This is a genomic window from Allopusillimonas ginsengisoli (assembly GCF_004153455.1).
GTDB classification, from domain to species: domain Bacteria; phylum Pseudomonadota; class Gammaproteobacteria; order Burkholderiales; family Burkholderiaceae_B; genus Allopusillimonas; species Allopusillimonas ginsengisoli.
The window spans coordinates 758,460-771,367 of sequence record NZ_SDQE01000001.1; the positions used below are offsets into that span (position 1 = coordinate 758,460).

10 protein-coding genes are annotated in these 12,908 nt (G+C 57.6%); 3 read left to right on the forward strand and 7 right to left on the reverse strand.

Going from position 1 to position 12,908, the window contains the following annotated elements:
* Nucleotides 1–3: 3 nt before the first annotated feature.
* Nucleotides 4–1,353, reverse strand: a complete 1,350-nt coding sequence (locus ERE07_RS03750) for a C4-dicarboxylate transporter DctA (RefSeq protein ID WP_130007697.1) — start codon at nucleotides 1,351–1,353, stop codon at nucleotides 4–6.
* Between the two features lie 265 nt (nucleotides 1,354–1,618).
* Here ERE07_RS03750 and ERE07_RS03755 point away from each other — a divergent pair, with 265 nt between their 5' ends.
* Nucleotides 1,619–2,284 (forward strand): GntR family transcriptional regulator, encoded by a 666-nt coding sequence (locus ERE07_RS03755; RefSeq protein ID WP_130007445.1) that lies wholly within the window; start codon nucleotides 1,619–1,621, stop codon nucleotides 2,282–2,284.
* A 134-nt stretch (nucleotides 2,285–2,418) separates the two neighbouring features.
* Nucleotides 2,419–5,883, forward strand: coding sequence for a hybrid sensor histidine kinase/response regulator (locus tag ERE07_RS03760; RefSeq protein WP_130007446.1), 3,465 nt, complete (start codon nucleotides 2,419–2,421; stop codon nucleotides 5,881–5,883).
* Here the strand turns inward: ERE07_RS03760 and ERE07_RS03765 are convergent.
* From ERE07_RS03765 to ERE07_RS03780, 4 genes are read right to left on the reverse strand one after another with little or no spacing between them, the layout of a single operon-like run.
* Entirely contained in the window at nucleotides 5,834–6,487 is a 654-nt protein-coding gene (locus ERE07_RS03765) for a response regulator transcription factor (RefSeq protein WP_130007447.1), read from the reverse strand. The two genes, ERE07_RS03760 and ERE07_RS03765, sit on opposite strands and share 50 nt — an antisense overlap.
* Before the next feature lie 6 nt (nucleotides 6,488–6,493).
* Nucleotides 6,494–8,449: an acetate--CoA ligase gene (gene acs, locus ERE07_RS03770; protein WP_130007448.1), complete on the reverse strand. Its 1,956-nt coding sequence runs from the start codon at nucleotides 8,447–8,449 to the stop codon at nucleotides 6,494–6,496.
* A 27-nt stretch (nucleotides 8,450–8,476) separates the two neighbouring features.
* Nucleotides 8,477–10,138, reverse strand: coding sequence for a cation/acetate symporter ActP (actP, locus tag ERE07_RS03775; RefSeq protein WP_130007449.1), 1,662 nt, complete (start codon nucleotides 10,136–10,138; stop codon nucleotides 8,477–8,479).
* A complete protein-coding gene (locus ERE07_RS03780) occupies nucleotides 10,135–10,455 on the reverse strand; it encodes a DUF485 domain-containing protein (RefSeq protein ID WP_130007450.1) in 321 nt (106 codons plus the stop codon). Before ERE07_RS03780 ends, actP begins: the two co-directional genes overlap by 4 nt.
* Nucleotides 10,456–10,645: 190 nt before the next feature.
* Here ERE07_RS03780 and ERE07_RS03785 point away from each other — a divergent pair, with 190 nt between their 5' ends.
* Nucleotides 10,646–11,434 carry a YdcF family protein gene (locus ERE07_RS03785; RefSeq protein WP_130007451.1) on the forward strand — a complete coding sequence of 263 codons (789 nt, stop codon included), beginning with the start codon at nucleotides 10,646–10,648 and terminating at the stop codon, nucleotides 11,432–11,434.
* On the opposite strand, the gene ERE07_RS03790 is transcribed toward ERE07_RS03785, so the two are convergent.
* Complete coding sequence (locus ERE07_RS03790) at nucleotides 11,431–11,823, reverse strand: hypothetical protein (RefSeq protein WP_130007452.1); 393 nt, start codon at nucleotides 11,821–11,823, stop codon at nucleotides 11,431–11,433. The genes ERE07_RS03785 and ERE07_RS03790 overlap by 4 nt on opposite strands.
* Nucleotides 11,824–11,922: 99 nt before the next feature.
* Entirely contained in the window at nucleotides 11,923–12,906 is a 984-nt protein-coding gene (locus ERE07_RS03795; RefSeq protein ID WP_130007453.1) for a CobW family GTP-binding protein, read from the reverse strand.
* Between the last annotated feature and the right edge of the window lie 2 nt (nucleotides 12,907–12,908).

Below are 12,908 nucleotides of genomic sequence, written 5' to 3' on the forward strand. Positions count from 1 at the left end.
GTGTCAGTCCACACCGATTTTTGCAAAAGCAGGCGTCACTCCTGAAGTCGGCGCGTCAGACTCCAGTTCATTTTCATCCGGCGCGTCAAGGTCGACCGTAATACGGCCATCAAGCACATCATGTGCGCGGGCACGATCAATGTCTCGCTCCCAAGCTCCAATCACCACAGTGCCTACGCAGTTGCCGATCATATTGGTCAATGCGCGGGCCATGCCCATGAACCAATCCACGGACAACACCAACACTAAACCTATGGCAGGAATAGCAGGAATAGCGCTAAGCGTGGCGGCCAGAATCACGATGGCGGAGCCCGGCACGCCATGCGCCCCTTTGGATGTAAGCAACGAAACAGCCAGAATCGTCATAAGGTCAACGAAGGACAGTGGTGTATCAGTGGCTTGCGCGATAAACACAGCAGCGAGCGTCAAATAGATCGAGAATCCGTCAAGATTAAATGAATATCCCGTAGGGATTACCAATCCGACTGTAGATTTCTTAACGCCCATGAGCTCAAGCTTTCGCATGACTTGTGGCAATACGGCATCGGAAGATGCCGTGCCCAACACTACAAGCAACTCTTCCCGCAGGTAACGAAGCAGCTTGAAAATATTGAAACCTGCAAGCCGCAGTATGAACCCGAGCACCACAGCCACAAAAATAAAGCATGTAATATAAAACAGAGCTACAAGCATACCCAATTGGCCCAGTGTCCCTACACCGTATTTACCGACCGTAAATGCAATGGCACCCAGCACACCGATTGGCGCGAGCTTGACAATAAACGCGATCAACTTGAAAAATACCTGAGTGAGGCTATCCAACAAGTTGACAACTGGCCGTCCGCGCTCCCCGAGAAGCGCAACCGCAAAACCAAACATCACTGCAATCAGCAGTACCTGCAGAATGTCACCACTGGCAAAAGCATCTACAAAGGTGCTGGGGATTATGCGCATGATGAAACCCACTGTATCGGTAGCCTCCGATGTGCGGCCCGTATAAGCCGATAAAGCGGCCCCATCAAGTGAGCTGGGATCAACATGCATGCCATGACCAGGCGAAAAGACATAGGCCAGAATCACTCCAAGAGCAAGCGCAAACGTGGTGACCACCTCGAAATAGACCAAGGCCTTGATCCCTACCCTTCCAACCTTGCGAATATCGCTTGTGCTGCAAATACCATGCACGACCACACAAAATACCAGCGGTGCAATAATCATTTTGATGAGTTTGATAAAACCGTCGCCAAAGGGCTTGAGCTCTACAGCAAACCCGGGCCAAACAACACCCACGATAATGCCCAGGATAAGTGCAATCACCACCTGGCCGAATAATGTTGTATGCATGCGCTTCATAGATCTGTCCTTTCGAGTGACTTTCGTCGCAAATAAAGGGTGGCCTTTTTCCCCCAACCCAAATTTTTCTGGATACAATTGAACATCTAACATTTCTTCTGACATTTCAGCTAGAATGTATTTTGATATTTTTAGAGTATGGTACTCGTGCGAAAGGCTCGCACCTATCGGGATTACCCTGCTTCCGAGAATTTATTTTGAGAGCCTTTGGTGGAGTTCTCACGGCTAACACAGCGGAGCAGTATCAGAGAGGCATTGACTAGATATGGATATTCAGCGGCTTTCACTCGCAGATCAAGCATTCCAAGCGTTTCGAACCTTGCTATCGCAGGGTCACATCCGGGCAGGCCAACTCATTTCTATGCCGGAACTCATCGCTCAGACCCAACTACCTATGGCACCCGTGCGCGAAGCCGTCAAGAAAGCCGAAGCCATTGGCCTGGTCGAAATACTGCCTAAGCGCGGGGTGCTCGTTCTCGAAGCAACGTCAGACGCTGTGGAATCCTGCTTTCATCTACGTTATTTATTTGATCAAGAAGGCGCTCGTATTCTGGCATCTCGCTCGCCAACATCTTCTTTACACGCTTTGCGCGATGTACATGAGGAGGTTCGCCAAGCTGCATTGGTGGGCATCACACCGGCCCTGCAGCGCAAAGCGATGGATGTCGACTGGCAATTGCATAAAACGCTTGCTAATGCCCTGGGAAATCCACTGGCCAAGCGTAGCTATGATGACAATGTCGATCGCATCTCCATCATGCAGCAGTCGCGCCCTCTTCTTCCTGACCGCATTGTGCCCGCCATGCACGAACATTTACTGATTATCGATGCCATTCTCGAAGGCACAGCCAATGAGGCCATGCTGGCTGTACGCAGGCACTTCCGCCAAACGTTGGGCTGGTGGGGCATAGTCACCGAAAGCGAGCCCTGAGCTATGTACGCTTAACATAAAGGCCGTGCTGCCGGCGCGTTCGCTTGAGGGGCTTCGTACGTCTTCGTTAAAATCGCCCACTATACAATAGGCGCACGCTCCGGCGTGACGATAAAACCTCGGGAGATCAGCATATGTTGCCGGTATGGCTGGTACTCGTGTCGCTGGGCTATGCGGCTATTCTGTTTGCCGTGGCCTGGCTGGGCGACAAGTACCCTTTGTACCCCCAGCGCCCCTGGCTTCGGCCTGCTGTCTACAGTTTGGCGCTAGCCGTCTATTGCTCATCGTGGACGTTCTACGGAGCAGTAGGTTCAGCCGTCCGATTTGGTATTGGTTATCTGCCGATTTATCTGGGGCCCCTGCTGCTGCTTATCTTCGGCTGGCGCATCATCGAGCGGCTGGCGTTGATCGCCCAATCCCAGAACACCGTATCCATTGCCGACTTCATTGCCTCGCGCTACGGGCGCTCGCAACGACTGGCGGCGCTGGTTGCGATCATCGCGATCATCGCTGCCGTTCCCTACCTGGCTTTGCAGTACAAGGCAGTCGCAATCAGTCTGGGCGTACTCGGCGGGCAGGAAATGCTGTCCACCACATTAGGGGATCCCGCCTTGTATGTGGCGGTCTTGATGGCCGTGTTCTCGATTCTGTTCGGCACGCGACAGGTAGACGCCACAGAGCATCGCCCGGGCCTGATGCTGGCGGTGGCCTTCGAGTCGCTGGTCAAGCTTGTGGCCCTGGTGCTGGTCGGGCTCTTTGCAGTGCGCTGGTTTTCGGGCACGCAATTTCATTTGGTCGAGGCCGCGCATTCGCTGATACGGAACACACCACCCGTTGGGTTTGTCAGCCAGACGCTTCTGGCCTTTGCGGCCATTATCTGCTTGCCAAGACAGTTCCACGTGGCCATCGTCGAATGCGGCAATGTGGCTGACATCAAACGGGCGCGCTGGCTGTTCGGCGGCTACCTGGTGATTGTCAGCTTGATGGTGCTGCCCATCGCAACGGCGGGCGTCACCATGTTCGGCAGCGATGGCGATGTGGCGCCCGACAGTTTCGTGCTGGCGCTGCCGCTCATGCAAAACCGCACAGCGCTCGCCGTGATGGCCTATATCGGCGGTTTCTCCGCCGCGACCGGCATGGTCATTGTGGTGAGCGTTGCCCTGGCTACCATGGTGAGCAATGATCTGGTCATGCCCGTGCTGCTGCGTCGACGCGGTGGACGGGCCCGTCAGCGCAGCATGGCTTCCACGGTACTGTGGATACGCCGCATCGCCATCATTTGCGTTGCCGCGTTCGCCTATGGATATTATCGTGCCAGCGGCAGCGATACGGCGCTTGCGTCATATGGCCTGATGGCATTTGCGGCTGTGGCGCAGTTCGGCCCGGCCCTGATCGGAGGCCTGTATTGGCGCGGAGCCAGCCGCCAGGGCGTGGAAGCGGGTCTGATCATTGGGTTTTCTGTGTGGGTTTATACCTTGCTGCTGCCAACCTTGACCGATGCCGGATGGCTGAACCAGGCGTGGCTGACACAAGGTCTGTTCGGTATGTCGTGGCTGCGCCCTCTACAGCTTTTTGGCGCCGAGGGCTGGGATCCGCTGACGCATGGCACGTTCTGGTCGCTTCTGCTCAATGTCACGACCATGGTGCTGGTGTCGGCGCACTGGCGGCCCAGTCTGGGAGAACGCTTGCGAGCCCAGCCGTTTCTGGAGCCTTACGCGGCACGGCGGAGCCTGGCCTCGGGACAATGGCGCGGCAATCTGCGCGTACTCGATTTGCGTACCCTGGCTGCACGCATCGTGGGAGAGAAAACCGCGCGGCGCGCCTTTGAGCAGCGCGCAGCCAAAACAGGCCAGGCACTCTCGCCGGAACTTCGCGCTGATATGGAATGGGTACACTTCACCGAGCTGCTTCTGGCGGCAGCCGTGGGCGCAGCCTCGGCGCGTCTGGTGCTGACCAGCGCACTGGAAGGATCAGGCGTGGAAGTCGCAGCGGTTGTTGCCGTGCTGGACGAGGCTGGCCAGGAATTGCGATTCAATCGAGATATTCTGTTGACCACGCTCGAGAATATCGATCAGGGTGTCAGTGTCGTGGATGCGCAGATGCGCCTGGTGGCCTGGAACAATCGCTATCGTCAGCTCTTTCAGTATCCCGCCGACATGTTGTACGTCGGCCGCCCCGTTGCAGACCTGATCCGCTTTAACGCACAGCGCGGCGAGCTGGGCAATATAGAGCAACTGAATATCGAGCAGGAAGTTGCCAAGCGTATTGCATACATGAAAATGGGCTCCCCTCATGTGTATGAACGTACCCTCGGCACAGGGCAGGTCATTGAATTGCGCGGACGGCCTTTGCCCGGCGGAGGCTATGTCACCAGCTACAGCGACGTTACCGAATATAAGCGCGTCGAGCGCGAGTTGCGCAATATCAACGAAACCCTTGAGCAACGCGTGACAGAGCGCACGCAGGAAGCGGAAATGGCCCAGGAATCGCGATCCCGTTTCCTGACCGCCATCAGTCACGACGTACTGCAGCCTATCAACGCTGCGCGTCTTTTCGCCTCGGCATTGCGAGAGTCCGATAAATCCGAGGAACAACAGCATTTGTCCGAGCGCGTTGATACGTCACTGCGCGCGGCAGAAGAACTGCTGGATGGGCTGCTGGATGTGTCTCGCCTGGATGCGGGCGCGTTGCGTCCGGACATCAGCGTTTTCGATGCGGCGGCCCTGCTTCAGCAACTGGCGGAACAATACGCGCCCATGGCGCATGGTCGTGGTCTGAAGCTGCGCCTGCACGGCCGGCCTGTCTTCATCCGGAGCGACCGCCGCCTGCTTCGGCGCGTGCTGCAAAATTTTCTGGCCAACGCCTTGCGCTATACACGCTCGGGGCGCATTATCCTTGCGGCCCGAATACGGGGAGAGCGTGTTGTCTTGCAGGTATGGGACAGTGGTCCCGGGATTCCGCCGCACCACCTTCAACAAATCTACCAGGAATTCCATCGATTTGAGCAGCCTTTTGATTGGGACAGCCGCGGGCTCGGACTTGGTCTGTCCATTTGCCAGCGTATTTCATCGCTCTTGGAACATGCGCTGGACACCCGATCGGAAGTCGGCAAAGGCAGCATGTTCTCGATCGCCGTGCCGCGCGCGCCGGCGCCGGCGCAGGCCATACCTACCAGGCAACGCAGCGTGCGCCACGACACGGCGCTGACGGGGCTGCGTGTACTGTGCGTAGACAACGATTCGGATATTCTCGCAGGCATGCAGGCGCTGCTGCAACGCTGGCAGGCCCATGTCGTCTGCGCAACCACCATCGACGGCGCACTGGAACAGCTGGCTGAAAAACCGCAGGTGGTGCTGATGGATTATCACCTGCACGACAGGCTGGATGGCCTGGATGCACTGGACGCGCTGCGTCAAAAGATGCCGCAGCTCGTGGGCGCGCTGCTGACTGCGGATGGCAGCGATACGCTCAAGCAATCCGCCAAAGAACGTGGATATCGGGTGTTGACCAAGCCCGTTCGCCCTGCATCGTTGCGCGCTTTCCTGGCGGCTAGCCTCGCAGTGCAGGATCTTCCGGAATCCCCAGTCGAGAGGCAATAAGCACGGCCTGCGTTCTGTTGGAGGCCCCAAGCTTGCGCATGATGTGTGTCATGTGCGCCTTGATCGTGGCCTCGGACACATTGAGCTCGTAGGCGATCTGCTTGTTGAGCTGGCCCGAGTACACCATCTGCAGCACCCGGAATTGCTGCGGCGTCAGGTCACGCAAACGGTTGGCCGCCGCCATTTCGTCTTCATCCGCGCCGGCGCCGTTTTCGACACCGGCAGGCGCCCAGGGGAAACCTTCCAGAATCTGCTGCAGGGCCTGCCCGAGCTGACGCGAATCCGACGACTTGGGAATAAAGCCCATGGCGCCATGGTCCAGCGCGCGACGCATGATGGAAGGCTCTTCGTGGGCAGACACAATAACAATCGGCAACTGCGGGTGCAGGGAACGTAAATGAACCAGCCCGCTAAAGCCGCTTGCGCCAGGCATATCCAGATCGAGGAGCAGCATATCCGCATCGGGATAGGCCTCGACCAGCGCGTATAGCCGCTCGAACTGATCGGCCTCGTGAATAACGGTATCCGGAAAGATGCGCGACACCACCCCTCGCAAGGCTTCGCGAAACAGGGGATGGTCGTCGGCGATCAGCAGTTCCGTCATCCAGCCTCAGGAAAAAACATGGCGCTCTGCAAGCAGTTGGTCAACCACGGAGGGGTCCGCCAGTGTGCTGGTGTCACCCAACTGATCTGGCTCGTTCTCCGCAATTTTACGCAAAATACGACGCATGATCTTTCCCGACCGTGTCTTGGGCAGGGACGGCGCCCACTGCAGATAATCAGGCGTGGCAATAGGGCCGATCTCACGGCGTATATGCGTGAGCAACTCCTTGCGCAATGCTTCGCCGGGCTCTTCTCCTGCCACCAGCGTGACATACATATAGATGCCCTGCCCTTTCAGATCGTGCGCAAAGCCTACCGCGGCAGCCTCCGCAACCTTGGGGTGTGCCACCAATGCGCTTTCGAGCTCGGCGGTGCCGATGCGATGCCCGCTGACGTTGATGACATCATCGACCCGGCCGGTAATCCAGTAATGCCCGTCCGCATCACGGCGACAGCCATCGCCTGTAAAGAAGGCGCCCGGGTAGGCGCGAAAATACGTATCGATATAGCGATCGTGGTCGCCGTAGATGGTGCGCGCCTGACCGGGCCAGGAATCCTTGATGACGAGATTCCCGGAACCTGGGCCTTCGACCCGGACCCCATCCGCATCGACCAGTGCCGGCTGTATGCCGAAGAAAGGTAAGCTGGCCGCCCCCGGCCTGGCGGCCGTTGCGCCTGGAAGCGCGGAAATCAGAATCCCGCCCGTTTCGGTTTGCCACCAGGTGTCAACAATGGGGCAGCGACCTTCGCCCACCACTTGGTGATACCAGCGCCACGCTTCGGGGTTGATAGGCTCACCTACAGTACCCAGAAGCCGCAAGGATTGGCGCGACGCCGTCTTGACCGGCCCATCGCCTTCGCGCATCAGCGCGCGGATCGCGGTTGGCGCGGTGTAGAAAATCGTTACCTGATGCTTGTCGACCGCCTGCCAAAAGCGCGATGCGTCGGGGTAGCTGGGCACGCCCTCAAACATCATGGTCGTGGCGCCATTAGCCAATGGGCCATAAACAATGTAAGTATGTCCGGTAATCCAGCCTACATCGGCCGTGCACCAGAATATATCGTCCTCACGCAGATCGAAGATGGCTTCATGCGTATAGCTGGCATAGACCAGGTAACCGCCACTGGTATGCACAACCCCTTTGGGCTTGCCCGTGCTGCCTGAGGTGTAGAGGATGAATAAGGGATCTTCCGCATTCATGCGCGCTGGTTCGCAGGTATCTGGCTGGTTCTCGATGGCTTTGTGCAGCCACAGATCGCGACCCGTCTTCATACTGATCTGGCCCCCGGTGTGGCGCAGTACAAATACATGCTCGACACTCTCTGTACCCGGCAGCGCCAGCGCCGCATCGACATTCGCTTTCAATGGTACGCTGCGGCCGCCACGCCGGCCTTCGTCTGCGGTGATGATGACTTTGGCGCCGCAATCGCGCACGCGATCCGCGAGCGATGTGGGCGAGAAGCCGCCAAACACCACATTGTGCACTGCGCCAATGCGTGCGCAAGCCAACAGCGCAACCGCTGCGTCGACCACCATCGGTAGATAAACGCTGACGCGATCGCCCTTGCCCACACCCACCGCCCGCAGCGCATTGCCCAGGCGGCATACGCGCTGATGCAGTTCGCGGTAGCTGATATGCAGCGCGGGGGTGTCGGGGCTGTCAGGCTCCCATATGATGGCCGTTTTATCTCCACGCGTTTCCAGATGACGATCCAGGCAGTTAACGCTAACGTTCAGCTCGCCATCGCTGTACCACTTGATGTGAAAATCATCGGCATTAAAGCTGACATCGCGAATAACGGTGGGCTCGCGATACCAGGACAGCCGGGCAGCGGCCTGCCGCCAGAACGCCTCGGGATTGTCCAGCGATGATTGATACAGACGTTCGTACGTTGATGCCGTGACGGTGCCTGGTCCTGCAAAACCGGCGGGCACCGGATAACATTCGTTTGCTTGGGTCATGATTCGATTTACCTCTTTTCCGTTGTCTCAATGCGCCACAGCGACTGTTGCGCCCAGGCCGGTTTCGCTGCGCACCATCAAGGCATCGAATGCGTGGCGCTCCCTCTTGGCCTGCGCGCTGTTATCGAGTACAGAGAACAGCCAGATCGAAAAGAATGCCAGTGGGATGGAGACGATGCCTGGATTGGGAAAGGGTGCGATCGCCTTGGCAAAGCCAAGCACATCGACCCATACCGTGCTGCTGAGCACCACCCAGATCGTGGCTGTCGCCAGGCCGAGAAAACCGCCAATGGTGGCCCCCCGAGTCGTGCAGCCTCGCCATGCAATGGAGAGCACCAATACCGGAAAATTGGCGCTGGCGGCTATCGCAAAGGCCAGGCCAACCATGAAGGCAACGTTCTGGTTCTCGAACAGAATCCCCAACAGGATAGCCAGCACGCCCAGCATGATGGTCGACAGGCGAGAAATGCGCATTTGCTGTGCTTCCGTTGCGCGCCCCCGGGCAAAGACATTGGCATACAGATCATGCGAGATGGCTGCTGCGCCGGCCAGCGCCAGCCCTGCAACGACTGCCACAATCGTGGCAAAGGTGACGGCCGCCAGAAAACCCAGCAACAAGCTGCCACCGACGGCGTTGGACAAATGAACGGCAACCATATTGGTGCCGCCGATCAGGCCATTGATCAGGTCGATCTGGCCGTTGGGCCCGGTGTGGAAGTATTCCGGATGACGCACCAGCAACGCCACGGCACCAAATCCGATGATGAACGTGAGCAGATAGAAATAGCCGATAAAGCTACTGGCGTAAATCACCGACCGACGAGCTTCCTTGGCGTTGGACACCGTGAAGAAACGCATCAGAATATGGGGCAGGCCGGCTGTGCCGAAGGCAAGCCCCAAACCCAAAGACAAGGCATTGAGCGGATTGCTGCTGACTTGCGAGCCCGGCGCCATGATTTCCACGCCAGTGGGATGCACACGCACTGCCTCGGCCAGCATGGCATCCGGGCTGAACTTGAATAAGGCCAGTACCAGGAACGCCAGCAGCGTTGCGCCAAACAGCATCAATACCGCCTTGATAATCTGTACCCAAGTGGTTGCCGTCATGCCGCCGAAGGTAACGTAAATCATCATGAGCGAACCGACAATCACGACGGCCACGTTGTAGTTCAGGCCGAACAACAGCACGATCAGCTTGCCTGCACCCACCATCTGCGCAATCAGGTACAGCGCAATGATCAGCAGCGATGCGCTGGCGGCCAGGACTCTCATCGGCGTCTGCTTGAGCCGGTAAGACGTCACATCCGCAAAGTTATAGCGACCCAGATTGCGCAGACGTTCCGCAATCAGGAACATGACAACCGGCCAACCGAACAGAAACCCGATGGCATAGATCATTCCATCAAATCCGCTGACATAAACCATGCCCGCGATGCCCAGAAAAGATGCCGCCGAGAGGTAATCCCCAGCGATCGCCAATCCGTTCTGGAATCCAGTGATGCTGCCGCCGGCAGTGTAGAAATCAGAAGTCGTGCGCGTGCGGCGCGCGGCCCAGTATGTAATCATCATAGTGCCGACGATGAACACCAGAAACATGACGATGGCCGACATATTGGCCTGGCCCGTCGCCGCCATCGCGGGAGAGCACGGGGCGACAAGCAGCATACAGCTTGCGAACAGCTTTTTCATGATACTTTCCTCGCAATCGTTTCCAGCAGCGGATCAAACTTCTTGTTGGAAAATCGAACATACAGCGCGACCAGCACAACAGCGCTGACGGTTACGCACGCACCAACCAGCACGCCTATGCTGATGGTGAGCCCCGCGTTGACGGGGCGTGCAAACAGTTCGGGGTTGAAGGCCAAGGTAAGGATAAAACCCGAATAGATGATCAGTGTCGCCATGAAAAAGGAAAGACTGACGCGGCTGCGTATCTTCACCAACTGCTGGTATTCTGGCAAGCGCATGACGGCTTGGACGACACGGTCGTGGTCGCTGGATGGCATGTTCGGTCTCCGGTATTTGTGATCGTTATTCCACTGCGATGCCTGGGCCCGCAATGATGCCGCTCAATATAGTCTTGCGGTCAGGCCCCGCCTAGGCGACTTTGGTCGTAGTCTGGTTTGAAATTCGACGCGCCGCGCGCAGCCTTTACAATGCCGACTACCCCTTCATTTACACAGACTTCAATGATCCATGTCCCCTAGCCTGATTGCCTCCAAAGCCGTGTCCATGGCACTGCTGTTTCCCGGCAACATGTTGTTATTGCTTGCACTTAGCTGCATATTGTTATGGCGCGGCCACCATCGAATCGGCACGGGCATTCTCGTTGCGACGCTGCTCTGCGTCTTTGTGCTGTCGTTGCCGGTTGTATCGCATAAGCTGTTGCGCGCACTGGAATACCAGCCAGCGTTGACGCCTACTGCACTGGATCAGGGAGCAGCAAAGAATGCCCAAGCCATCGTGGTGCTTGCGGGAGGCATTTTGCGCGGGCAGCCTGAATACGGCGGCATCAACACCACCGCCGACTCCAGCCTGCTGCGGATTCGCTACGGCGCCTATCTGCACCGGCACACTGGCCTGCCCATTCTGGTATCTGGCGGTGTGCCGATTAACGGCGAATCTTCGGGCCAAACCATGGCAAATGACCTGAACGAGTTTTTCGACACGCCCGTTCGATGGGTGGAGGGGAAGTCGGAAAACACGGCGGAGAATGCGCAGTTCTCCTGGGATATGCTGCACGCCGAAGGCATACATACCATTCTGTTGGTGACCAGTGCCTCGCACATGCGTCGTTCCGTATCCAGTTACAAACGGGTCGGCTTTACGGTTATTCCAGCCCCTACTGGCTATCAGGGGCCACCGCTGGACAATATGCTGAAATATCTTCCCAAGCTTGATGCGCTGCATGAATCGAACACAGCCTTGCACGAGTGGCTAGGCATGCTTTGGTACGACTTGACACTGGGTAAGGGGCGAAACTAGGCATTGCCCAGCAGATCGTTCTCGTTAAGCAGATCGAACACGATATCCAGGTTGGCTTCGAGGCTGCGCCGGATGGCCGCAGGAATGGATTTGCGTGTTTTGCGACACAAACCCGGCTGTTCCTGCAGCTCGATTCGTAACCCCAGAACAGTACGCACCTCGTTCGCGCCTGGCTCGACATGCAACACCACGCCCAGTTGCCTGTACAGGAGCGCTTGCATGTGACGCAGGTCTTCAAGGCTGGCAATGCGCTCCAGCCTTTGAATAAGCCTTTGCTCTTCTTCGCGCGTCAGCAACAGCACCCGCATGTCGCTGCCCTCTTGGGAGAGCAGCGCTTCGCGGGCGCAGATACAGGCGCCAGGGGGACATTCCTTGCGGATCGGTGGCATGTTGACCGGAATTTTGTATGCATTGACGACGTGGGGGTATTTTAAGGCCAAGCGTATGTCGAGTGCACTGACTCGTGCGGCGACGGTGTCTATATCGTCTCAGTGCGCCGACGCGCGGACCAGCGCTCCCAGTGCCTGCTCCATCACCGCTTGTACCTTCTCGCCTTTTAGCCCAATGTACACCAGTTCGTTCATCGCTATCACTTGCGTGGCAGGCAGGCGCTCAACGCGTACGCGGCGGCCCGCCAGATGGACAATCGCGGGCCCATGCCGGTCTGTCACGACCCAGCCTTTCACGCGTATGACTGAACGGGGTAACTGTTTCAGCGCCTGGATCAACTGATCTGCATTGAAAATGCCGGCACCGGACCAACTGCCACCCTCGAAGGGATGGTCTGCCTCAATAGCGTGTTCATGGGGATGCGAATGGGGATGCGGGCTTTCAGCATCCTGCGCAGTGCGAGCGTTGCGTTGACGCAAACGCTCAAGCTGAGCGGGCTGCCCCGACAGCGCCTCGATCGGTAGTCGCCCGTGCCGCGCCTCAATGGCCGGAATCGCGCCGAACTGCCGTACCAGACGCTGTTTGAGCGCGGAGAGATCTTCTGCCGAAACCAGATCAATCTTGTTCAAGACTACGACACCCGCCGCTTCGATTTGCCTGGCAACCGTATCAGCCAGCAATGGATCGTCAAGCTGTCCGGGAAGATGTTCCGCGTCAGCCATGACCACAATGGCTTCCAACTGAAGCATGGGATCTGACATGCCAACCTGCGCGATGCGCCCTGGATCCGAGACGCCACTCGCTTCGATAACAATAAGCTCCGGCGCGGGCTGACGCTCAAGCACCTGCATCAGCGCCGCATCCAGGCCTGAACCGATCGAGCAACATATACAGCCATTGGTCAGGCTGATGGTTTCGCCGTCGTGTTCCGCAATCAATGCGGCATCGACATTGATCGGGCCAAAATCGTTGACCATGACAGCAATCCGGCGCCCGCCGGCTTCTGACAGCATATGATTCAGCAAGGTGGTTTTACCGGCCCCCAGAAAACCACCCAGTACGATCAGAGGGATACGGATCATTG

Excerpts from the sequence above, each read along its gene's own strand:
- ERE07_RS03750 (WP_130007697.1), bottom strand. The coding sequence starts at position 1,353 with ATGAAGCGCATGCATACAACATTATTCGGCCAGGTGGTGATTGCACTT.
- ERE07_RS03765 (WP_130007447.1), bottom strand. The coding sequence starts at position 6,487 with ATGACGGAACTGCTGATCGCCGACGACCATCCCCTGTTTCGCGAAGCC.
- ERE07_RS03760 (WP_130007446.1), top strand. The coding sequence starts at position 2,419 with ATGTTGCCGGTATGGCTGGTACTCGTGTCGCTGGGCTATGCGGCTATT.
- ERE07_RS03785 (WP_130007451.1), top strand. The coding sequence starts at position 10,646 with ATGTCCCCTAGCCTGATTGCCTCCAAAGCCGTGTCCATGGCACTGCTG.
- actP (WP_130007449.1), bottom strand. The coding sequence starts at position 10,138 with ATGAAAAAGCTGTTCGCAAGCTGTATGCTGCTTGTCGCCCCGTGCTCT.
- ERE07_RS03780 (WP_130007450.1), bottom strand. The coding sequence starts at position 10,455 with ATGCCATCCAGCGACCACGACCGTGTCGTCCAAGCCGTCATGCGCTTG.
- acs (WP_130007448.1), bottom strand. The coding sequence starts at position 8,449 with ATGACCCAAGCAAACGAATGTTATCCGGTGCCCGCCGGTTTTGCAGGA.
- ERE07_RS03755 (WP_130007445.1), top strand. The coding sequence starts at position 1,619 with ATGGATATTCAGCGGCTTTCACTCGCAGATCAAGCATTCCAAGCGTTT.
- ERE07_RS03795 (WP_130007453.1), bottom strand. The coding sequence starts at position 12,906 with ATGATCCGTATCCCTCTGATCGTACTGGGTGGTTTTCTGGGGGCCGGT.
- ERE07_RS03790 (WP_130007452.1), bottom strand. The coding sequence starts at position 11,823 with ATGCCACCGATCCGCAAGGAATGTCCCCCTGGCGCCTGTATCTGCGCC.